A 21904-nucleotide genomic window follows, 5' to 3' on the forward strand; every position below is an offset into this window, starting at 1 on the left:
TCGTACGCCCCTAGGCCCCGTCGCTCCCGAGCATCCCGGTCCACAGGTCGGGGAAGTCCGGCAGGGTCTTCGCCGTGGTCGCCACGTTCTCGATCTGAACGCCCTCCACGGCCAGGCCGATGATCGCACCGGCGGTGGCCATGCGGTGGTCCTCGTAGGTGTGGAAGACCCCGCCGTGCAGCCTGCGCGGGCGGATGTGCAGGCCGTCCGCGGTCTCGGTGACGTCACCGCCGAGCTCGTTGATCTCCTTGGTGAGCGCGGCCAGCCGGTCCGTCTCGTGGAGACGGAGATGGGACACGCCCCGGAGGGTGGAGGGGGAGTCGGCGAGCGCGGCGACCGCCGCGACACCGGGGGTCAGCTCGCCCACGTCACCCAGGTCGACATCGATGCCGTGGATCCGGCCGGAACCGGTGAACTCCAGGCCGTACTCGGTCAGTTCGCAGGAACCGCCCATCTCGGTGAAGATCTCGCGCAGCCGGTCACCCGGCTGGGTGGTCCGCGACGGCCAGTCCGGGATCAGCACCTTGCCACCCGTCACCAGGGCGGCGGCGAGGAACGGCTGGGCGTTGGAGAGGTCCGGCTCGACGGTCAGGTCCCGGCCGAGCAGGGCGCCCGGGGTGACCCGCCAGACGTTCGGCTCACCACCCGACTCCGGGGTGTCCACCTGGGCGCCGACCGCGCGCAGCATGTCGACGGTCATCCGGATGTGCGGAAGGGAGGGGAGGCTCGGGCCGATGTGGCGGACCTCCACGCCCTGGTTGAACCGTGGGCCGGAGAGCAGCAGGGCCGACACGAACTGGGACGAGGACGAGGCGTCGATCGACACCGGGCCGCCCTCCAGGGCGCCGCTGCCGTGCACGGTCAGCGGGAGCGCGCCCCGGCCGTCGTCGTCGATACGGGCGCCGAGGGCGCGCAGGGCGTCGATCACGCCGTGCAGGGGGCGCTCGTAGGAGCGGGGGTCGCCGTCGAAGCGGATGTCGCCGGCGGCGAGGGTGGCGACGGGCGGGAGGAAGCGCATCACCGTGCCGGCGTTGCCGACGTCGACGGTGGCGGGGCCGCGCAGGCCGGCGGGGAGCACGCGCCATGCCTCGCCGGCGCCGCCGGGGCCGCCCGCGACGGAGGAGCTGGACGACACCGTCTCGTCGATGCCGACGCCCATCGCCCGCAGAGCGCCGGCCATCAGCAGGGTGTCCCGGGACCGGAGGGGCCGGCGCAGCCAGCCGGGTTCGGAGGCGAGGGCGGCGAGGACGAGGGCGCGGTTGGTGACCGACTTGGACCCCGGCACGTGGACCGTCGCGTCGACGGCCCCGCTTGCGTGGGGGGCGGGCCAGAGGGCGGTTGGTGCGGTGGGGTTTGCGGCCATGGGGTCACTTTAGTGCGCGGGGGCGGTGGGAGTGCGGGTCGCTCCGCGGGGGAGGGCCGTTGTTCGTGTGCGGGTCGCTTCGCGGGGAGGCCGTCGTTCGGGTGCGGCGGTGTGGGGGCTGGTCGCGCCGTTCCCCGCGCCCCTGGGGTGGCTGCGCTCAGGTCGGCTGTGTTCTTCGGTTGGTTGGCGCCCGCGTCGGCTGGTTCACATTCCGAGGAGCCAGCGGCCTCCGCCGATCAGGGAACACAGGGACACCGCGTGGAACAGGAACAGCCACAGGCCCGCCGGTACATGGGTCAGGCGGGACAGCTGGTCCGCGTCCGAGTCGCCGGCGCCGCCCCGTGACCGCTTCGCCTGGAGTTCGAAGGCCGGGCGTACCCCGCCCAGCAGCAGGAACCAGACCACCGCGTACGCGAACGCCGCCTGCACCTGGGGTCCCGCCAGCCAGGACACCAGCAGGAAGGCGCCGCCCGTCAGGAACACCGTCAGGACGCCGTACGCGTTGCGGATCATCACCAGCATGGCGATGAGCAGGGCCGTCGCGACCCACAGCAGAAGAGTGGTGCGGCCGGCGCCGAGCAGGGCCGCGCCGCCCAGGCCCAGGAGCGGGGGCGCGGTGTAGCCGGCCGCCGCCGTGAGGATCATGCCCAGACCGTGCGGCTTGCCCCGGCTGAGCGTGAGGCCGCTGGTGTCGGAGTGCAGCCGGATGCCGGTGAGCTGGCGGCCGGTGAGCAGGGCGACCAGGCCGTGGCCGCCCTCGTGGGCGATCGTGATGGCGTTGCGGGATATCCGCCACACGGTGTGCGGGACGACCACGGCGGCAGCGGCGGCGAGTGTCGCGATCACCACCCACAGGTCCGGGTCGGGCTGGGTGCCGGTCAGCTCGTCCCAGAGAGAGGTCGCTGTGCTGGTGTCCATGGTCTGCGGTCGTTCCCTCTCGTCGTACGGAGTCGGCAGTCTGACACGTATGTATGTGTGGTCGGCATGTCAACGGCCATGAGAGAGGGAACGTCCCCGTATCACCGGCCACGGGCCGGGACCACTGTGCTCGGTCGCGGATCACTGTCCGCGGTCCCGGATCGGATCGTGCCGTGCCGCTCACCTCCCCGCTGCGCCGGTCCACCGCCGTCGGCAGGCCGGCGACCGGTCCTCGCCGAGCAGCACCACGGTGTTGTGCCGCGGCTCGACGTAGTGCGCCCCGGGGCCAGGTCCGTCACCGCACCCGGCTTCACGTCCAGATCCGTCTGGACGGGATACAGGCCGCCGGCCGACGGACAGCGGCACCTGGCCGGCCCGTCCACCTCGCCCTGCCCCAACAGGCCGAGGCCCACGACCAGTTCGACGAGGGCGACGGCGCGCCGAGGAACGCCCGGTCACTGCGCCGCCGGGCCGGCCCGGCGGGGACCCGGGCCGGCACCGAACTGCGCCCGGGCTGGAAGGAGGGAAGCAGCGGAATTTTGCCCTACTTGCGGATGTTTGCCTGAGCTGCGTATCGGCCTGAGCCATTGACCGGCACGTAGGCCAGAGGTGCTTGACCTGCCCCGGGTGGCCCGGCGCCGATTCCGTCGTCCCGGCTTCAGTCCTGGGAGTGAAATGTAGGGTTGTGAAGATGTGCGGACGGTACGCGTCGAGTCGTAGGCCCGAGGACCTGGCCGGAATCTTCGAGGTCGAGAAGTGGGAGCCCGAGGAGACTCTGGCGCCCGACTACAACGTGGCCCCCACCAAGGAGGTCTACGCGGTTCTGGACCGGCCCCTGAAGGACGCGGACGACCAGCGGCCGGTCCGTCAGCTGCGCAGGCTCAAGTGGGGGTTGGTGCCGTCCTGGGCCAAGTCGCCCGAGGGCGGTGCCCGGATGATCAACGCGCGCGCCGAGACCGTGCACGAGAAGCCGTCGTACCGCCGCGCCTTCGCCGCCCGCCGCTGCATCCTGCCCGCCGACGGCTACTACGAGTGGGTCACCGCCAAGGAGGAGCGGGAGCTGGAGGTCGAGGGCAGGAAGAAACGGCCGCGCAAGCAGCCGTACTTCGTGCTCCCCGCCGACGGCTCGGTGTTCGCCATGGCCGGGCTGTACGAGTTCTGGCGGGACCGGACGCTGCCCGACGAGCATCCGCTGGCCTGGTGGGTGACCTGCTCGGTGATCACCACGGAGGCGGAGACCTCGCCGCTGGCGGTGGCGCCCGCCGAGGGCCCGCGGTCGCTGTCCGACATCCACCCCCGGATGCCGCTGATGCTCACCCCGGACCGCTGGGACGCCTGGCTCGACCCGGCCCGCACGGACGTCGAGGAACTGCGCTCGCTGCTCGCCCCGCCGCCGGAGGGCCTGATGCGGGCCTACCCGGTCGCCACGGCCGTCAGCAACGTCCGCAACAACGGCCCGGAACTGCTGACCGAGCTGGAGGCACCGGAAGAGAGCACACTCTTCTAGCCTCTCCGGCCTTCCGCTCTTCTAGCCTTCTGGCGTGACCACTTCGAAGATCGTCGGTACGGAGGCGGGGGACGCCCGCATCACCTGGCACGAGGCGGAGAACGCGCGGCTGGTGCTCGCCGTGAGCCATGGGGCGGGCGGCGGCATCGAGGCCCGCGATCTGCGTGCGATCGCCGCGGCGCTGCCGGAGCACGGTGTGACCGTCGCGCTCGTCGAACAGCCCTGGCGGGTCGCCGGCAAGAAGGTCGCCCCGGCGCCGAAGACGCTCGACGTGGGCTGGCGGGGCGTGTGGCCGGCGCTCGCCGCGCCCGGGCTGCCGGTGGTGTCCGGCGGGCGCAGCGCCGGAGCCCGGGTCGCCTGCCGTACCGCCACGGAGCTGGGCGCGGCCGCCGTCCTCGCGCTCAGCTTCCCGCTGCACCCGCCGGGCCGCCCGGAGAAGTCGCGGGCCGCGGAGTTGCTGGGAGCCGGGGTGCCCACGCTCGTCGTCCAGGGCGGCAACGACCCGTTCGGGAAGCCGGCCGAGTTCCCGGCCGGCGACTACCAACTGGTCGAGGTGCCGTACGGCGATCACGGGTTCGCGGTGCCCAAAAGGGCAGACACCGAGCCGGAACAGGCAGTGACCATCATCACGGACGCCGTCGTCGAGTGGATGGCGATCCTCGGGTGACGCCCGGGAATGTTGCGCGGCGGGCCCATGTTTAAGCGGACAGAAGTGCTGGGGCACCAGCGCCGACGCCGAAGGAGAGGAAGTCCGCCGCATGGGTTCGACCATCTGCCCGAGCCGCAACAGCAGCGCTGACCTGGACTGGACAGTGCTGCACGCGGCCAAGACCGCTCCTATTCGAGCGGCGGCAGGCACGGGTCGTGTTCTATCCTCCGAGTCGAGTGGGATCGGTTTCGGTCCCGCCCTGGATCTTGAGGAGGTGGGTCCGGTCACTGGGACCGACGCAGGGACCGACAACGGCCAGGCGGAGCTGCCCGAGGGCCAGGGCACGAGCGCGGAGTCGACCTCGGAGCGCACCGCGCGCTTCGAGCGGGACGCGCTGGAATTCCTCGACCAGATGTACTCGGCCGCGCTGCGCATGACGCGCAACCCGGCCGACGCCGAGGACCTGGTGCAGGAGACCTACGCCAAGGCGTACGCGTCCTTCCACCAGTTCCGTGAGGGCACCAACCTCAAGGCCTGGCTGTACCGCATTCTCACCAACACCTTCATCAACTCGTACCGCAAGAAGCAGCGCGAACCCCAGCGCTCCGCGGCCGAGGAGATCGAGGACTGGCAGCTCGCCCGCGCCGAGTCGCACATGTCGACCGGTCTGCGCTCCGCGGAGTCGCAGGCGCTCGACCATCTGCCCGACTCGGATGTGAAGTCGGCGCTGCAGGCGATCCCCGAGGAATTCCGCATCGCCGTCTACCTGGCCGACGTAGAGGGCTTTGCGTACAAGGAGATCGCGGACATCATGGGGACACCCATCGGTACGGTGATGTCCCGGCTGCACCGGGGCCGCCGTCAACTGCGCGGCATGCTGGAGGACTACGCGCGTGAGCGCGGACTCGTCCCGGCCGGCGCCGGGGAGTCGAACGAAGCGAAAGGCTCGGGCTCATGAGCTGCGGAGAGCCGCACGAGACGGACTGCGGTGAGGTACTCGATCATCTGTACGAGTTCCTCGACAGTGAGATGCCGGACGTCGATCGCGTCAAGTTCAAGCAGCACTTCGACGAGTGCTCCCCCTGCCTGGAGAAGTACGGGCTGGAGCAGGCCGTGAAGAAGCTGGTCAAGCGGTGCTGCGGCCATGACGACGTGCCCAGCGACCTGCGGGCCAAGGTGCTGGGGCGGCTGGACCTGATCCGCTCCGGCCAGGCCGTCCCGGAGCACGACGTCACGGCCACCCAGACCACACCGGTCACACAGGCCTCTCCGGTCGCCCCGCAGGAGAGCTGAGCGCTCCTCGCCGGACGGTGCCGCCCCCGGTGGTCCGTCACCCGAATGTGCTAATCCTCCGGTCATAACCCCCGGCCCCTCCGGCTCCCGCCTAGGCTCCGGAGCCTGGACAGGCATGGTCGGGGGAGGGGCGAGATGGAGGCGGTTCCGGCACGGGTGCGCGCCTACGTGGCCTGTGTCGCCCTCTGCGCCCTGTGCTGTCTGCTGCCCCTGCCCGCCCTGCGTACACCCTGGTGGGCGGTGGCCCTGCTGGCCGCGCTGTACGCGGTCTGCGAGCACGTCGTACGACGGCGGCTCGGCGGCACCTTCTACCCGGTGCTGCTCGCCGGTGCCTTCCTGCTGCCACCGCCGGCCGCCGCGCTGGTACCGCTGCCGGGTGCGTTGCTCTCGTACGTCGAGCAGCGGCCACGGGCGCTACGGCGGATCTGGCGGGCCGCCGAACTGACGCTCGCCGTGTGGGGAGCGGGGCGGGTCCACTGGGCCCTGGGCGGCCGGGACTCCGTCGTGGGCTGCGACTTCCCGTACGCGCTGCTGCCGTGTGCGGCTGCGGTACTCGCCTTCTGCGGGGTGCTCGCACTGCTGGACGGCGGGATCCTCGCCCTGGCCGAGCGCGTGCCGGCACGCCGGGCCTGGCGCGGGCTGCTCTCCCGCTCCCTCGCGCCGATCGGGGCGCACGGGCTCGCCGGGCTGATGATGGCCGTGCTCTGGCGCAGCCCCTTCGGTCCCGTCGCCGCGCTGCTCGTCCTGCTGCCGATGTGCGTGTCCTGGTGGGCGTTCGCCCAGTACCACCGGGAACGGGCCGCCCACCAGGCCACCATCCGCGCGCTCGTACAGGCCGTCGACATCAAGGACGGCTACACCCGCGGGCACAGTGAGCGGGTCGGACAGGCCTCCGTGATGATCGCGCGCGAGCTGGGCATGGACGACGAGCGGGTGGAGGTGCTCCGCTTCGCCGGGATCCTGCACGACGTGGGGAAACTGGGCGTCCCGACCCGGCTGCTGCGCAAGGACGGGCCGCTCACCCCGGACGAACGGCGGATCATCGAGCTCCATCCCGAGTACGGCCACGAGATGGTGCGCGGGATCTCCTTCCTCGGCGAGGCCCGGGCGGCGATCCTCCACCACCACGAGCGCATCGACGGCAGCGGCTACCCCTACGGTCTGGCCGGCAGTCAGATCCCCGAGTCCGCGCGCGTGGTGGCCGTCGCCGACGCGTTCGACGCGATGACCTCGACCCGCTCCTACAGCCGGGCCCGGCCGGTGGCGGTGGCGGTGCAGGAGCTACGACGCTGCGCCGGCCGGCAGTTCGACGCGCGGGCCGTCGACGCCCTGGCCCGGGCGTTGGCCAGACAGGGCTGGCACCCCGCGGTGACCGCCGACGACGTCCCACCCGACCCACCGGTTCCCAGTCGTCCGATCGGCGAGGCCCAGAGCGTGGGCCGGGGGACCCCATGACGTCCGACGACCCCTCGCCCGCCCCGAACCGGACGGCCCCGGACGCCGCCGCGACTGCGGGGTCCACGCGGGAGGGGTCGTCCGGGGCCACCGCCGACGACGGCGGGCGTGGGCTCGGTGGTGGTCCGGCCGGGTTCCCCGGCGGTGGAGCCGGGGCTGCCGGTGGGGCCGCCGGATCGGGGTTCCGTCCTCCCGGCGTCCTCCGGGGCATCCGGGGCGCCGCGCTCCTTCTCGTCCTCGGCTGTTTCGGCGGCACGCTCTGGGCGGGACTCGCCGATGGGGAGATCGCGCTCGCCTTCGGGGGGCTCGTCGCCGTCGGCGAGCTCAGCCGGCGGACCGGGACCGAGACCCTGGAGGCCGCTCCGCTCGCGGCCGCCGGAGGGCTCGCCTACGCCCTGCTCGGTGCCGATGGCGGGGCCACCACGCACGACGGGGCCTTTCAGATCGTCACCGTCGTCTGCGCGGCCTCGCTGCTCGGCAGCGTGCCCCACATAGCCGACGGCCGCCGGCCCACCCTCGACCGGCTCGCCCGCCGGGTGCTCACCGTCGGCTTCGCCGCCGTCTGCTTCCAACCCCTCTACAGCAGGGGCGTGTTGGAGCAGTGGCGTGGACCGGCGTACGCGCTGTTGCTGATCGCGCTGCTGGTGCTCACCGCGCTGTGCGACGCCGTCCTCGCCGCCGCGCAGGCACACTCCCGCTCCGGATGGCCGTTCGGGCCGCTGCTGCGGGACGAACTGCGCGGACTGCTCGGCATCGGGTCCGCCGTCTGCGCCACCGGCGCGGTGATGGCGCTGGCCGTCGCCGTCGTCGGCCTCTGGGCGCTGCCCGTCTTCTGCCTGCCCCTCCTGCTGACCCAGCTGTCCCTGCGCCGGTACGCGGCCGTCCGGGCCACCTACCGGCAGACCATCGCCTCCCTGGCCCGCGCCACCGAGATAGCGGGGTACACCCCGGCCGGACACGCCCGCCGGGTCGCCACGCTGAGCCAGGCCGTCGGGCGGGACCTGGGGCTGTCCGGAGCGGAGCTGACCGTGCTGGAGTACGCGGCGCTGATGCACGACATCGGCCAGCTGAGCCTGGTCGACCCGGTGCCGGCCGGGGCCACGGCCGCCCTGGCGCCGGCGGAACAGCGCCGGATAGCCTTGCTCGGCGGAGCCGTCGTACGGCAGACCGGGGTGGACGCGGCGGTCGCCGTGGTCGTGGAGCGGCAGGCCGACCCGTACCGGGAGCAGCCGCTCGCCGCGCGGATCGTGCGGGTCGTCAACGCGTACGAGGAGAAGACCCGGGACTCCGGGCCCGGCGGGCCGCTGACCGCGCTGGAGGAGTTACGGCTGGCCACCGCGGGGGACTACGCTCCCGAGGTCGTGGAGTCCCTGGCCCGCGTGCTCTCCAGAGACTGTCTGACCTTGCGCGCGGCTGGGTAACCCATGGGTAATGAGCGGCCCTCCCGTCGTACGTGGTTGGATGCGAGGGAGAGGGTGATGTCCGGGGGCACAAGCCAGCCCACTGTGCGGAAATGGAACTGGCAGGCGGGAATCGTGAGGATCTTCGGCAAGGGACGGCACCGGCCCTCCGCCTCCTGGCGGCAGGCCACCGACCGCGCGTTCACGCTCATCGGCGACGGCCGGTACGAGGACGCGGGCGAACTGCTGACACGCGCTGCCGACCTGGAACCCTGGCTGTCCGAGTCCTGGTTCAACCTCGCCCTGCTGCACAAGTTCCGGCACGACTGGGAGCAGGCGCGGGCCGCCGGACTGCGGGCGGTGGCCCTCCTCGACCGGGAGGCCGGGGCGCCCGACTGGTGGAACGTCGGGATCGCCGCGACCGCACTGCAGGACTGGCCGCTGGCCCGGCGGGCCTGGCAGGCGTACGGGCTGCGGGTGCCCGGCGGTGCCACCGCCTCCGCCGAGCCGGACGGGATGGACCTGGGCAGCGCCGCCGTACGGCTGTCCCCGGAGGGGGAGGCCGAGGTGGTGTGGGGGCGGCGGCTGGACCCCGCCCGCATCGAGGTGCAGTCCATCCCGCTGCCGTCGTCCGGGCGGCGCTGGGGCGAGGTCGTGCTGCACGACGGGGTGCCGCACGGCGAGCGCACCACGGCGACCGGGCACGCGTACCCCGTCTTCGACGAGATCGAGCTGTGGGCGCCGTCGCCGGTGCCGACCTGGGTGGTGCTGCTGGAGGCGGCGACGGAGGCGGACCGGGACGCGCTGGAGCAGCTGGCCGGCGACGCCGGGTTCGCGGCGGAGGACTGGTCCTCCTCGGTGCGGCTGCTGTGCCGGATGTGCTCCGAGTCGCGGATGCCGTCCGACGAGGGCGACGGGGTGCATCTGGATCCCCACGATCACAGTGAGCCGGGGCATCCGGGGCCGCTGGGACACCGGACGGACGGGCAGTTGTGGGTACCGGAGCGGGAGTGCGGGGTGGCTGCGCCGGCTGCGCTGGTGAGGGGGTTGCTGGACGGGTGGGTCGCGGACAGCCCTGACTCCCGGGACTGGCGGGATCTGGAAGAGGTCTGCTGAGGCCGTGTTTCGGGTGCGGATTCGTCGTGGTTGCCCGCGCCCACGCGGCGGCAGCCGCATATCGGACATAGTCCCGCGCCCCTGAAAGACAGGCCACTCCCCGTACCCTGTATCAGCAACATCCCCCTTGTTTTACCCAGGAAGGCTTACCGCGGTCATGGCGCAGCAGGACACCGATCAGCAGCACGTGGGCGTGCTCCCCGTGGATGACGACGGGTTCGTCGTCGACACCGAGGGGACCGAGGAGCGCGAGAACGCCTGGCGTGCGCGGGGGACCTCGCGGCCCATCACCGTCGTCGGGAACCCGGTGCTGCACAAGGAGTGCAAGGACGTCACCGAGTTCGGGGACGAGCTGGCGCAGCTGGTCGCCGACATGTTCGCCAGCCAGCGGACCGCCGAGGGCGTCGGCCTCGCCGCCAACCAGATCGGCGTCGACCTGAAGGTCTTCGTCTACGACTGCCAGGACGACGAGGGCGCCCGGCACGTGGGTGTGGTGTGCAACCCGAAGCTGGTCGACCTGCCGGCGGACAAGCGGCGGCTGGACGACAGCAACGAGGGCTGCCTTTCGGTGCCGACCGCCTACGCCCCGCTGGCCCGGCCCGACTACGCCGAGGTCACCGGCCAGGACGAGCAGGGCAACCCGATCAAGGTGCGCGGCACCGGCTACTTCGCTCGGTGTTTGCAGCACGAGACCGATCACCTGTACGGGTACCTGTACATCGACCGGCTCTCCAAGCGCGAGCGCAAGGACGCCCTGCGGCAGATGGCCGAGAACGAGCCCCGCTACCCCGTGGTCGCCAACGACTGAGACGGACAAGGACGGTTGTGACGCCTGGTCGGGATCGCCCCGGCCAGGCGTTCGTCATGTTCGGTCAGACTCGTTCGCCTGTCCGTCGTACATTCGATCCTTTGTGCGCCCCTAGCGATTCCTAATCAGTCACACAAGGGGAGATTCGCGGCATCGTGGGGTAGTGAATGGAGCAAATCCGTTCCCAGACCGGTCAGTTGTGGTGCTGAATGGAAGTGCGGGGATACGCAACGGCGCACGCCCGGCACAGCGGGAGGGGTGTGCGCACCTGGCGGCTGAGAGGGGTATGTTCGTGCACGCTTTCTCACACAGCACCACATCGACGCCGACGGCGATCGCGGTTCCACCACAACTCGCCCTGCCCGTGATCGAGGCCGAGTTTCCTCGGCAACTGCATCCGTATTGGCCACAGCTCCAGGAGAAGACCCGCCTCTGGCTGCTGGAAAAGCGGCTGATGCCGGCCGACAAGGTGCAGGAATATGCCGATGGCCTTTGCTATACCGACCTCATGGCCGGGTACTACCTGGGCGCGTCCGACGAGGTGATCCAGGCGATATGCGACTACAGCGCCTGGTTCTTCGCCTGGGACGACCGGCACGACCGTGACGTCGTGCACGGCCGCGCGGCCGACTGGCGGCGGCTGAGGTTCCGTTTGCACACGGCCCTCGATGCGCCGCTGCACCATCTGCACCACCCGGACACCCTGGTCGCGGGGTTCGCGGACAGTGTCGCCCGGCTGTACTCGTTCCTGCCGGGGACCTGGAACCAGCGGTTCGCCCGCCACTTCCACGAGGTGATCGAGGCCTACGACCGCGAGTACCGCAACCGCACCACGGGATACGTCCCGGAGGTGGAGGAATACCTCGCCCTGCGGCGCCTGACCTTCGCCCACTGGATATGGACGGACCTCCTTGAGCCGAGTGCCGGGACAGAACTCCCGGACGCCGTGCGCAAGAACCCTGCATACCGCCGTCCGGCGTTGCTCAGTCAGGAATTCGCGGCCTGGTACAACGACCTCTGCTCGCTGCCCAAGGAAATAGCGGGCGATGAGGTGCACAATCTCGGAATCAGTCTCGTCACCCACGAGGGAATGAGCCTGGAAAAGGCGGTCGAGGAAGTCGGGCGACGCGTCGGGGAATGCATAAGCGAATTCCTGGACGCCGAGCGGACCGCTCATCGATTTGCCGAACAGCTCGACGACGGCACCGTGCGCGGAAAGGAACTCGGTGCCGCGGTCCTGGCCTGTGTCGCCAATATGCGGAACTGGTTCAGTTCCGTCTACTGGTTCCACCACGAATCCGGCCGATACATGGTCGACAGCTGGGACGACCGGTCCACGCCCCCGTACGTCAACAACGAAGCGGCAGGTGAGAAATGACCGTCGAGTCCGTGAAGCCCGCGACCGCGGAGGCTTCCGAACACGGTGAACTGCGCGAACCGCCCCTCGCCGGCGGCGGTGTGCCGATGCTCGGCCACGGCTGGCAGCTGGTCCGCGACCCACTGGCCTTCATGTCCCGGCTGCGCGCCGACGGCGACATGGTGCGCCTGCGCCTCGGCCCCAAGGAGGTCTACGCCGTCACCACCCCGGCGCTCACCGGGGCCCTCGCCCTCAACCCCGACTTCATCATCGCCGGCCCGCTCTGGGAGTCCCTGGAGGGACTGCTCGGCAAGGAGGGCGTGGCCACCGCCAACGGCCCCCGCCACCGCCGCCAGCGCCGCACCATCCAGCCCGCGTTCAACCTCTCCGCGATCCCCGACTACGGGCCGATCATGGAGGAGGAGGCGCACGCGCTGACCGAGCGCTGGCAGCCCGGCGAGACCGTCGACTGCACCTCGGAGTCCTTCCGGGTCGCGGTCCGCATCGCCGCCCGCTGCCTGCTGCGCGGCGAGTACATGGACGAGCGCGCGGAGCGGCTGAGCGTCGACCTCGCGAGCGTGTTCCGCGGTATGTACCGGCGGATGGTCGTACCACTCGGTCCGCTGTACCGGCTGCCGTTGCCGGCCAACCGCGAATTCAACCGGGCACTGGCCGATTTGCATCTCCTCGTCGACGAGATCGTCGCCGAGCGCCGGGCATCTGGTCAAAATCCGGACGATTTGCTGACGGCATTGCTGGCGGCGAAGGACGAGAATGGCGAGCCCATCGGGGAACAGGAGATCCACGACCAGGTCGTCGCGATACTCACCCCCGGTAGCGAAACTGTCGCTTCCACGATCATGTGGCTGCTCCAGGTCCTCGCCGAACATCCGGAACACGCCGAGAAGGTACGGACCGAGGTCGAATCCGTGACAGGAGGTCGACCGGTTGGATTCGAGCACGTTCGGCAGCTCACGCACACCAACAATGTCGTCGTCGAGGCGATGCGTTTGCGGCCGGCCGTATGGATATTGACGCGGCGCGCCAAGGCCGACACCGAGCTCGGCGGCTATCGCATTCCGGCGGGGGCCGACATCGTCTACAGCCCCTACGCCATCCAGCGGGACGCCCACTCGTACGACGCGCACCTCGACTTCGACCCGGACCGCTGGCTTCCGGAGCGGGCCCGGGAAGTGCCGAAGTACGCCATGAGCCCCTTCAGCGTCGGCAACCGCAAGTGCCCCAGCGACCACTTCTCCATGACCCAACTCAGCCTGATCACGGCGGCGCTGTGCGCCAGGTACCGCTTCGAGCAGGTCCCCGGCTCCGATGACGCCACCCGGGTGGGCATCACCCTGCGGCCGCAGCGGCTGCTGCTCACGCCCGTGCCCTGGTGACCGGCCTACCGGCGGGTGACTCCTGATACCGGCGCGCGCTCAGGCGGCCTGCGGGCCCCGGAACGCGCGCCGGTAGGCGTTCGGCGTGGTGCCCAGTTCCTTCACGAACTGGTGCCGCAGCGCGGCCGCCGTACCGAAGCCGGTGCGGCCCGCGACGGCGTCCATCGTCTCGTCGGTCCCCTCCAGCAACTCCTGGGCCAGCAGCACCCGCTGCCGCAGGATCCAGCGGTACGGCGTGGTGCCGGTCTCCTGCTGGAAGCGGCGGGCGAAGGTGCGCGGGGCCATCAGGGCGCGGCCGGCCAGCTGCTCGACGGTGACCTCCTCGTCGAGATGCTCCGCCATCCAGGCCAGCACCTCGCCGACCGTGTCGCAGGGGCCCTCCGGCAGCGGGCGCTCGATGTACTGGGCCTGGCCGCCGTCCCGGTGCGGGGGCACCACCATCCGCCGGGCGATCTTCTTGGCGACCTCGGGGCCCTGTTCCTTGCGGACGATGTGCAGACAGGCGTCGATACCGGCCGCGGTGCCCGCCGAGGTGATCACCGGGTCCTCGTCGACGTACAGCACGTCCGGCTCGACCCGGGTGTGCGGGAAACGGCGGCCCAGCAGCCGCGCGTGCCGCCAGTGCACGGCGCACCGGCGCCCGTCCAGCAGCCCGGCCGCGCCGAGGACGAAGACGCCGGAACACACGCTCAGCACCCGGGCACCCCGCTCCACCGCCCGGCGCAGCGCGTCGAGCAGCTCGGGCGGGTAGCCCCGCTCGACATTGGAGTCCGAGGCCGGCACCGCGATCAGATCGGCCTCCTCCAGCCGGTCCAGACCGTACGGCGTGGAGACGGTGAGGCCCGGCACATGGGTGCCGAGCGACGGCCCCTCCGCCGAGACCACCGCGAAGTCGTACACCGGCAGCCCCTCGTCGGAGCGGTCGAGTCCGAAGACCTCGCAGACCACTCCGAGCTCGAAGGGGTGCACACCGTCCAGGAGTACCGCGGCCACGTTCGTCAGCATGCTGCCAGTGTGCCTCGTCGCTGGCAGTAATTCGAGGGTGCATGGCAGTGCTGCCACTCACGGTAAGGAGTATTCGGCGCGACAGTGGTGTCCATGAACGGAAACCAGATCGAAGGTCTCGTCGGAATGGTCCTGGTCCTCGGCATCCTGGTCCTCATGGCCCTCCCGTCCGTGCTCGGCGTCCTGCGCGACAGGCGCATCGACCGGCAGATCAGGGAGGCCCACGAGGACCGCGGGGAGCAGCAGGCTCAGAAGTCCTCGTCCAGGTCGACGGTGCCCTCCACCGCGACCTGGTACGCGGACGGGCGCCGCTCGAAGAAGTTCGTCAGCTCCTGAACGCCCTGCAGCTCCATGAAGGAGAACGGGTTCTCCGAGCCGTACACCGGAGCGAAGCCGAGGCGGCCGAGCCGCTGGTCGGCGACGCACTCCAGGTACTGGCGCATCGAGTCGGTGTTCATGCCGGGCAGGCCGTCACCGCACAGGTCACGGGCGAACTGCAGCTCCGCCTCGACGGCCTCCCGCAGCATGTCGGTGACCTGCTGCTGAAGCTCGTCGTCGAAGAGCTCCGGCTCCTCCTTGCGGACCGTGTCGACCACGTCGAACGCGAAGCTCATGTGCATCGTCTCGTCACGGAACACCCAGTTGGTGCCCGTGGCGAGACCGTGCAGCAGACCCCGGCTGCGGAACCAGTAGACGTACGCGAAGGCGCCGTAGAAGAACAGGCCCTCGATGCACGCGGCGAAGCAGATCAGGTTGAGCAGGAAGCGGCGGCGGTCGGCCTTGGACTCCAGCCGGTCCAGGTTCTCCACCGAGTCCATCCACTTGAAGCAGAACCCGGCCTTCTCCCGGATGGACGGGATGTTCTCCACCGCGGCGAACGCGGCCGTGCGGTCCTCCGGGTCGGGGAGGTAGGTGTCCAGGAGGGTCAGGTAGAACTGGACGTGCACGGCCTCCTCGAACAGCTGGCGGCTCAGGTAGAGCCGCGCCTCGGGGGAGTTGATGTGCTTGTACAGCGTCAGCACCAGGTTGTTCGCCACGATCGAGTCACCGGTCGCGAAGAAGGCGACGAGGCGGCCGATCAGGTGCTGCTCGGAGGGGCTGAGCTTGGCGAGGTCGGCGACGTCCGAGTGGAGGTCCACCTCCTCGACGGTCCAGGTGTTCTTGATGGCGTCCCGGTAGCGCTCGTAGAAGTCCGGGTAGCGCATCGGGCGGAGAGTCAGCTCGAAGCCCGGGTCGAGCAGGTACTTGGATGTCGCAGCCTTGGTGTTGCTGGTCATTACTGGCAGGCCTCGCAGGACTCGGGGTTTTCCAGGGAGCAGGCGACCGCGTCTTCGGGGGCCGTCTGCTGGGCGGGAACGGTGGCTTGGGCCTGCGCGGCACGGGCGATCCGGGTCGCCGGGCGCGAGCGCAGGTAGTACGTCGTCTTCAGGCCCGACTTCCAGGCGTACGCGTACATCGAGGAGAGCTTGCCGATGGTCGGCGTCTCCAGGAACAGGTTCAGGGACTGGGCCTGGTCCAGGTACGGGGTGCGGGCCGCGGCCATGTCGATCAGACCGCGCTGCGGGATCTCCCACGCCGTGCGGTACAGCGCCCGGACGTCCGCCGGGATCCACGCGAAGTCCTGCACCGAGCCGTTGGCCTCGCGCAGCGCCTCCCGGGTGCGGGCGTCCCAGACGCCGAGGTCCTTGAGCTCCTGCACCAGGTAGGAGTTGACCTGGAGGAACTCACCGGACAGCGTCTCGCGCTTGAAGAGGTTCGAGACCTGTGGCTCGATGCACTCGTAGACACCGGCGATCGACGCGATGGTGGCGGTGGGCGCGATGGCGAGCAGCAGGCTGTTGCGCAGACCGGTCGTCGCGATCCGCGCGCGCAGCGCCGCCCAGCGCTCCGGCCAGCTGAACTCGACGCCGTAGTGGTCGGGGTGCAGCACACCCTGTGCCGTACGGGTCTTCTCCCAGGCCGGCAGCGGGCCGCCGCGCTCGGCGAGGTCGGCGGAGGCCTCGTACGCGGCGAGCATGATCCGCTCGGCGATCCGGGTGGAGAGCGCCTTGGCCTCGGCGGAGTCGAAGGGCAGCCGCAGCTTGAAGAAGACGTCCTGCAGGCCCATGGCACCGAGGCCCACGGGACGCCACTTGGAGTTGGAGCGGCCCGCCTGCTCGGTCGGGTAGAAGTTGATGTCGACGACCCGGTCGAGGAAGGTGACCGCGGTACGGACGGTCTCGTCCAGCCGCTCCCAGTCGATGTCACCGCTCGCCGTGTCCACGAACGCGCCGACGTTCACGGAGCCCAGGTTGCAGACCGCCGTCTCGCCGTCGTCCGTGACCTCCAGGATCTCCGTGCAGAGGTTGGAGGAGTGGACGACATGGCCAGGCGTGGCCGTCTGGTTCGCGGTCCGGTTCGCCGCGTCCTTGAAGGTCATCCAGCCGTTGCCGGTCTGCGCGAGGGTGCGCATCATCCGGCCGTACAGGTCACGGGCCGGGATGGTCTTGCGCGCGAGCCCATCGGCCTCGGCCTTGCGGTAGGCCGCGTCGAACGCGTCGCCCCACAGGTCCACCAGCTCCGGCACGTCGGCCGGGGAGAACAGGGACCACTGCCCGTCGGCGTTCACCCGGCGCATGAACTCGTCCGGGACCCAGTGCGCGAGGTTCAGGTTGTGCGTACGCCGGGCGTCCTCACCGGTGTTGTCGCGCAGCTCCAGGAACTCCTCGATGTCGGAGTGCCAGGTCTCCAGGTAGACCGCGGCCGCGCCCTTGCGCCGGCCGCCCTGGTTCACCGCGGCGACCGAGGCGTCGAGCGTCTTGAGGAACGGCACGATGCCGTTGGAGTGCCCGTTGGTGCCGCGGATCAGCGAACCGCGGGAGCGGATCCGGGAGAAGGAGAGACCGATGCCACCGGCGTGCTTCGAGAGCCGGGCCACCTGGTGGTACCGGTCGTAGATGGAGTCCAGCTCGTCCTTCGGGGAGTCGAGGAGATAGCAGGACGACATCTGGGGGTGCCGGGTGCCGGAGTTGAAGAGGGTGGGGGAGGAGGGGAGGTAGTCGAGGCGGCTCATGAGCCGGTAGAGCGCGGCGACCTCGTCCAGGGCGTGAGTGCCCGTCTTCGAATCAAGCACGGTGTCATCCGCGAGGCCGGCGGCGACCCGGAGCAGGAAGTGCTGGGGGGTCTCGATGACCTTGCGGGTGATCGGGTGCCGGAGCAGGTAACGGCTGTGCAGGGTGCGCAGTCCGAAGTAGCCGAAACGGTCGTCGGCGTCCGGGTCGACCAGGGCGTCCAGGCGGGCCGCGTGCAGGCGCGCGAACTCGGCGGTGCGGTCCGCGATGAGGCCCTCGCGGTGTCCGACGGCGACGGACTCGGTGAAGGACGTCACGCCCTGCGAGGCGGCCTCGGCACGGATCGAGATCGTCAGCAGCCGGGCGGCGAGCCGGGAGTAGGCGGGGTCCTCGGAGATGAGACCGGCCGCCGCCTCGGTGGCCAGCTCGCGCAACTCCGACTCGTCGGCCCGCGCGGACCGGCCGCGCAACGCGGCGGCGGCGACCCGGCCGGGGTCGGCGTCGGGGAGGTCGGCGGTCAGCCCGGTCAGGGTCCGCAGCAACGCGGTGCCGGGACCGTCCTCGTCCACAGAGATGGTCGCTGAAGCCGGTTCGGCTGGCGCGATGGTCACGTGGGGCTCTCCCTCGCTCGGCACGGGGCCTGGCGGAGGGCAGGAGGCAGCACACGAGCGCACGCACGCGTGTCGCGTCCCCGGCCCACTCCACGAGACCCGGACGTCAGAACACCCGGGCCGGACGGCCGGGCGTGCTGTCGGCAGGTCCTCGGACTGACGCTTGTGCACAGATGTGCGCAAGTACACCGTTGCGGGACAGTTCCGGATTCGCACCGGATTCCCCTGCGGCGACAGCGAGCATGAGCATACATCTAGTGCCGGGTCGCGGTGTCACCCCCACATGTTGTGTCGCGAACCGTCTCGCAGCGTCAACTCATAGGTGACGAGAGTGATGTCGTCCAGCTGCGGCAAGGGATTCCAGTCCCGCTCGGGTGTGCGGACGAAGCCGAGGCGTTCGTAGATCCGGTGGGCGGATTCCATGGTGCGCTGGGTCGACAGGACGACCTTCTCGCAGCCGTCCAGAGCGCGTGCGCGGTCGACGCAGGCGCGGACGAGCGCCTCGCCGGCCCCCTGGCCGCGGGCGGCCCGGTCGACGGCGAGCATCCGGATCTCGGCCTCTCCGGGGACGGCGAGGTCGGCCATCGGGCCGGGACCGGGGACGAACGTGACTCCGCCGAGGAGGGCGTTGCCGTTCACGGCGACGAGAACGGTGGCCGCGGCTGCCCGTTTCGCGACGTCCCTGAGTTCGGTGAGATAGGAATCGCTCTCGCCGAAGTCGAGGAGGCCGTCCCGGAGGTAGGCCTCAGCTGTCAGTTCGCCGAGGATGTCGTATTCCGTGGGTTGCGCTTCCCGGATCAGGATCGTCATGCGCGTGAGTGTGCACGACAGCGGGCCGCCGTTGTGCTTGATTTTCGGCGGCCCGCTGCGGTTTGTGGGTGGTTGCTCGCGCATACGCGGCGGAGCCGCATATTGATACAGCCCCGCGCTCCTGTCGGGGTGCTCTAGTGTGCGCCCTCCGCGACAGCCGGCGGGAGTTCGGCTTCCACTCCCGGGTCGCCCGCGTCCGCCGTGTAGTCCTCCGTCTTGGTCTCGTCGATGCCCTCGGGGGCCTTGAGGGCCTTCAGGACGAATGTCAGGACCACGGTCACCACCACGTTCATCACGAACGCCGTGAGGCCGATGTAGCCGATCTCGCCGATGCCCGGGATCTCCTTGGCCGAGCCGCCGAAGTGCTTCTGGGTGGGGGAGGCCACGCCGTACGCCGCGGCCGTGCCGTAGACCATGCCGACCGCCCAGCCCGCCAGCAGGGCCCAGCGGTGGAACCAGCGGGTGAACAGGCCGCCCACCAGGGCCGGGAAGGTCTGCAGGATCCAGATACCGCCCAGCAGCTGGAAGTTGATGGCGACCGTCTTGTCCATGGTGAGCACGAAGACCAGCGCGCCGACCTTCACCAGTAGCGACACCAGCTTGGAGACCTGGGCCTCCTGCTTCGGTGTGGCGTCCGGCTTGATGAAGTCCCGGTAGATGTTGCGGGTGAAGAGGTTCGCGGCCGCGATGGACATGATGGCCGCCGGGACCAGGGCGCCGATGCCGATCGCCGCGAAGGCCACACCCGCGAACCAGTCCGGGAACATGTTCTCGAACAGCTGGGGGATCGCCAGCTGGCCGTTGGTGACCTTGACGCCGGCCGCGATGGCCATGAAGCCGAGCAGCGCGAGCAGGCCCAGCATCAGGGAGTACAGCGGCAGGATCGTGGTGTTGCGGCGGATCACGTCACGGCTGCGGGAGGAGAGCGTCGCGGTGATCGAGTGCGGGTACATGAACAGCGCGAGCGCGGAGCCCAGGGCCAGGGTGGCGTAGGTCCACTGCCCGGCCTCGGGTGGTGCGAGCGCCCCGCGTGGTTTGCCGGTGGCCGGGTTGACCTGGGCGAACGCGTGGCCGGCCTTGGCGAAGATGTCGTCGAAGCCGCCCAGCTTGATCGGGATGTAGATGATCGCCACCGCGATGACGAGGTAGATCAGCCCGTCCTTCACGAACGCGATGAGCGCGGGCGCCCGCAGACCGGAGGAGTAGGTGTACGCCGCCAGCACGCCGAAGGCGATGAGCAGCGGGAGGTCCTTCACGAACCAGTTGGTGCCGTCGCCGCCGCCGACGCCCATGACGTCGAGGACGGCCTGGATGCCGACGAGCTGGAGCGCGATGTAGGGCATCGTCGCCAGGATGCCGGTCAGGGCGACGGCGAGCGAGAGGCCCTTGGAGCCGAAGCGCCCGCGCACGAAGTCCGAGGTCGTCACGTAGCCGTGCTTGTGGGAGACCGACCACAGGCGGGGCAGGAACGTGAAGATCAGCGGGTAGACGAGGATCGTGTACGGCACCGCGAAGAAGCCGGCCGCGCCCGCCGCGTAGATCGCCGCCGGTACGGCGACGAAGGTGTACGCCGTGTACAGGTCGCCGCCGAGCAGGAACCAGGTGACCCAGGTGCCGAACGACCGGCCGCCCAGGCCCCATTCGTCGAGGGAGTGCTCGTTCTCGGCCTTGCGCCACCGCGCGGCCAGGAAACCCATGGCCGTGACGGCCAGGAAGAAGAAGATGAAGACGCCGAGCGCGACGCCGTTCACACCGTCCTTCACTTCTGCGCACCCCCGCTCGTGCTCTCGGACTTGCGGGCGCGCTGGTCACGCTGCCACAGCTGGTACGCGGTCATCGTGAGCGCGGTGGATATCAGGACCCACAGCATCTGGTACCAGTAGAAGAACGGGATCCCGATGAACGTCGGGTCCGTCTTGGCGTAGGAGCCCACCCACAGCATCGCCACGAAGGGCGCGACGAGGCAGACGGTGATGACCACGCGTATCGGTGTCACCACCGGCTGCCTCACTTCAGGTACATCCGACATACCGCGGCTCCGTCCCCTCACCGTTCGCCTGTGTAATGCGCAGGCAATCTAGGTCACGGCGTCACCGGAGCGGAAGTAGCTGTCCGGCTATCGGCATGTCGATTCTGTGAAAGGCGCCCCGCGTCAGTCCCGGGGACGCTTCAGCCGGGCCACGAACTTGTAGCGGTCGCCGCGGTACACCGAGCGCACCCACTCCACGGGCTGGCCCTCGCGGTCCAGGGAGTGCCGGGAGAGCATCAGCATCGGCAGGCCCACGTCGGTGCCGAGCAGGCCGGCCTCGCGCGGGGTGGCCAGCGAGGTCTCGATGGTCTCCTCGGCCTCGGCGAGGTGGACGTCGTACACCTCGGCGAGGGCGGTGTAGAGGGACGTGTACTTGACCAGGGAACGGCGCAGGGCCGGAAAGCGCTTGGCGCTCAGGTGCGTGGTCTCTATGGCCATGGGCTCGCCGTTGGCCATGCGCAGCCGCTCGATGCGCAGCACGCGCCCGCCCGCCGTTATGTCGAGCAGGCCGGCGAGCCGGTCGTCGGCGGTGATGTAGCCGATGTCCAGCAGCTGCGAGGTCGGCTCCAGGCCCTGGGCGCGCATGTCCTCGGTGTACGAGGTCAGCTGGAGTGCCTGGGAGACCTTCGGCTTGGCCACGAAGGTGCCCTTGCCCTGGATGCGTTCCAGGCGGCCCTCGACGACCAGCTCCTGGAGGGCCTGGCGGACGGTGGTGCGGGAGGTGTCGAACTCGGCGGCCAGTGTGCGCTCGGGCGGGACCGGGGTGCCGGGCGCCTGTGTCTCCGTCATTTCGAGGAGATGTTTCTTCAGGCGGTAGTACTTGGGCACACGCGCGGTACGGACGGCTGTCCCGCTCTCGTTCTCCGCACTGCTGACGTCGGTGCTCATGCTCCGCCTTCCCGGCTCCTGATCCGGCCACTTCGTGGCACGGCAGCGTACCGGGATATCCCCAGCACGCTGCGTGATCCCCTCTGTATACCGCCGCGGGCTCTTTTGGTCTAGTCCACCACTCTAGTGGTCTACCGGAATTGTCTCGTCCGCGCCCCGGGTTTTCGAGGGCTTCTTACTTAAAGGTTCCTGCATATGTAGGTCGCATAACGGCTGGTCGGAGCCCATTCGACCACCCTTGACAGGCC

At 70.2% G+C, this 21904-nt stretch carries 20 protein-coding genes and 1 riboswitch; of the genes, 11 read left to right on the forward strand and 9 right to left on the reverse strand.

Translation table 11 applies throughout. The annotated features are described in order from the left end of the window. Positions 1–10: 10 nt before the first annotated feature. Complete coding sequence (gene aroA, locus ACZ4N4_RS23075) at positions 11–1363, reverse strand: 3-phosphoshikimate 1-carboxyvinyltransferase (protein ID WP_467591574.1); 1353 nt, start codon at positions 1361–1363, stop codon at positions 11–13. Between the two features lie 204 nt (positions 1364–1567). Beyond that, complete coding sequence (locus ACZ4N4_RS23080) at positions 1568–2281, reverse strand: M50 family metallopeptidase (RefSeq protein WP_467591577.1); 714 nt, start codon at positions 2279–2281, stop codon at positions 1568–1570. A 691-nt stretch (positions 2282–2972) separates the two neighbouring features. Here ACZ4N4_RS23080 and ACZ4N4_RS23085 point away from each other — a divergent pair. The 10 genes from ACZ4N4_RS23085 (at position 2973) to ACZ4N4_RS23130 (ending at position 13263) form a co-directional block, all read left to right on the forward strand. After that, complete coding sequence (locus tag ACZ4N4_RS23085) at positions 2973–3788, forward strand: SOS response-associated peptidase (protein WP_467591580.1); 816 nt, start codon at positions 2973–2975, stop codon at positions 3786–3788. A 34-nt stretch (positions 3789–3822) separates the two neighbouring features. Beyond that, positions 3823–4455, forward strand: a complete 633-nt coding sequence (locus ACZ4N4_RS23090) for an alpha/beta hydrolase family protein (RefSeq protein ID WP_467591583.1) — start codon at positions 3823–3825, stop codon at positions 4453–4455. A 256-nt stretch (positions 4456–4711) separates the two neighbouring features. After that, positions 4712–5395, forward strand: coding sequence for an RNA polymerase sigma factor SigR (gene sigR, locus ACZ4N4_RS23095; protein WP_362569623.1), 684 nt, complete (start codon positions 4712–4714; stop codon positions 5393–5395). Next, on the forward strand, positions 5392–5730 hold the full coding sequence (gene rsrA / locus ACZ4N4_RS23100) for a mycothiol system anti-sigma-R factor (RefSeq protein ID WP_453570942.1): 339 nt from the start codon (positions 5392–5394) through the stop codon (positions 5728–5730). The genes sigR and rsrA overlap by 4 nt, the downstream gene beginning before the upstream one ends. A gap of 135 nt (positions 5731–5865) precedes the next feature. Next, positions 5866–7185, forward strand: a complete 1320-nt coding sequence (locus tag ACZ4N4_RS23105; protein ID WP_467591586.1) for an HD-GYP domain-containing protein — start codon at positions 5866–5868, stop codon at positions 7183–7185. After that, a complete protein-coding gene (locus ACZ4N4_RS23110; RefSeq protein WP_467591589.1) occupies positions 7182–8606 on the forward strand; it encodes an HD-GYP domain-containing protein in 1425 nt (474 codons plus the stop codon). Before ACZ4N4_RS23105 ends, ACZ4N4_RS23110 begins: the two co-directional genes overlap by 4 nt. A 114-nt stretch (positions 8607–8720) precedes the next feature. Beyond that, entirely contained in the window at positions 8721–9701 is a 981-nt protein-coding gene (locus ACZ4N4_RS23115; protein WP_360247898.1) for a hypothetical protein, read from the forward strand. Between the two features lie 157 nt (positions 9702–9858). Further along, on the forward strand, positions 9859–10509 hold the full coding sequence (def, locus tag ACZ4N4_RS23120; protein ID WP_351704917.1) for a peptide deformylase: 651 nt from the start codon (positions 9859–9861) through the stop codon (positions 10507–10509). A 292-nt stretch (positions 10510–10801) separates the two neighbouring features. Next, positions 10802–11887 (forward strand): epi-isozizaene synthase, encoded by a 1086-nt coding sequence (gene cyc1, locus ACZ4N4_RS23125; RefSeq protein ID WP_467591840.1) that lies wholly within the window; start codon positions 10802–10804, stop codon positions 11885–11887. Continuing rightward, positions 11884–13263, forward strand: coding sequence for a bifunctional albaflavenone monooxygenase/terpene synthase (locus ACZ4N4_RS23130; protein ID WP_467591592.1), 1380 nt, complete (start codon positions 11884–11886; stop codon positions 13261–13263). Before cyc1 ends, ACZ4N4_RS23130 begins: the two co-directional genes overlap by 4 nt. Before the next feature lie 39 nt (positions 13264–13302). On the opposite strand, the gene ACZ4N4_RS23135 is transcribed toward ACZ4N4_RS23130, so the two are convergent. Next, entirely contained in the window at positions 13303–14268 is a 966-nt protein-coding gene (locus tag ACZ4N4_RS23135) for a helix-turn-helix domain-containing protein (protein ID WP_467591595.1), read from the reverse strand. 93 nt (positions 14269–14361) lie between these two features. Between ACZ4N4_RS23135 and ACZ4N4_RS23140 the strand changes: the two genes are divergently transcribed. Further along, positions 14362–14604 carry a hypothetical protein gene (locus ACZ4N4_RS23140; protein ID WP_450755032.1) on the forward strand — a complete coding sequence of 81 codons (243 nt, stop codon included), beginning with the start codon at positions 14362–14364 and terminating at the stop codon, positions 14602–14604. Here the strand turns inward: ACZ4N4_RS23140 and ACZ4N4_RS23145 are convergent. The 6 genes from ACZ4N4_RS23145 to ACZ4N4_RS23170 form a co-directional block, all read right to left on the reverse strand. Then, positions 14517–15545, reverse strand: coding sequence for a ribonucleotide-diphosphate reductase subunit beta (locus ACZ4N4_RS23145; protein WP_467591598.1), 1029 nt, complete (start codon positions 15543–15545; stop codon positions 14517–14519). The two genes, ACZ4N4_RS23140 and ACZ4N4_RS23145, sit on opposite strands and share 88 nt — an antisense overlap. Further along, positions 15545–17929, reverse strand: a complete 2385-nt coding sequence (locus ACZ4N4_RS23150; RefSeq protein WP_467591601.1) for a ribonucleoside-diphosphate reductase subunit alpha — start codon at positions 17927–17929, stop codon at positions 15545–15547. The genes ACZ4N4_RS23145 and ACZ4N4_RS23150 overlap by 1 nt, the downstream gene beginning before the upstream one ends. Before the next feature lie 125 nt (positions 17930–18054). Beyond that, positions 18055–18179, reverse strand: a riboswitch (cobalamin riboswitch). 23 nt (positions 18180–18202) lie between these two features. Then, positions 18203–18739, reverse strand: a complete 537-nt coding sequence (locus ACZ4N4_RS23155) for a GNAT family N-acetyltransferase (RefSeq protein WP_467591604.1) — start codon at positions 18737–18739, stop codon at positions 18203–18205. 134 nt (positions 18740–18873) lie between these two features. Continuing rightward, a complete protein-coding gene (gene mctP / locus ACZ4N4_RS23160) occupies positions 18874–20502 on the reverse strand; it encodes a monocarboxylate uptake permease MctP (RefSeq protein WP_453570967.1) in 1629 nt (542 codons plus the stop codon). Further along, on the reverse strand, positions 20499–20768 hold the full coding sequence (locus tag ACZ4N4_RS23165; RefSeq protein ID WP_450755039.1) for a DUF3311 domain-containing protein: 270 nt from the start codon (positions 20766–20768) through the stop codon (positions 20499–20501). The genes mctP and ACZ4N4_RS23165 overlap by 4 nt, the downstream gene beginning before the upstream one ends. A 123-nt stretch (positions 20769–20891) precedes the next feature. Further along, positions 20892–21656: a GntR family transcriptional regulator gene (locus tag ACZ4N4_RS23170; RefSeq protein WP_450755041.1), complete on the reverse strand. Its 765-nt coding sequence runs from the start codon at positions 21654–21656 to the stop codon at positions 20892–20894. Between the last annotated feature and the right edge of the window lie 248 nt (positions 21657–21904).

The organism is Streptomyces sp. NPDC026538, from assembly GCF_055567535.1.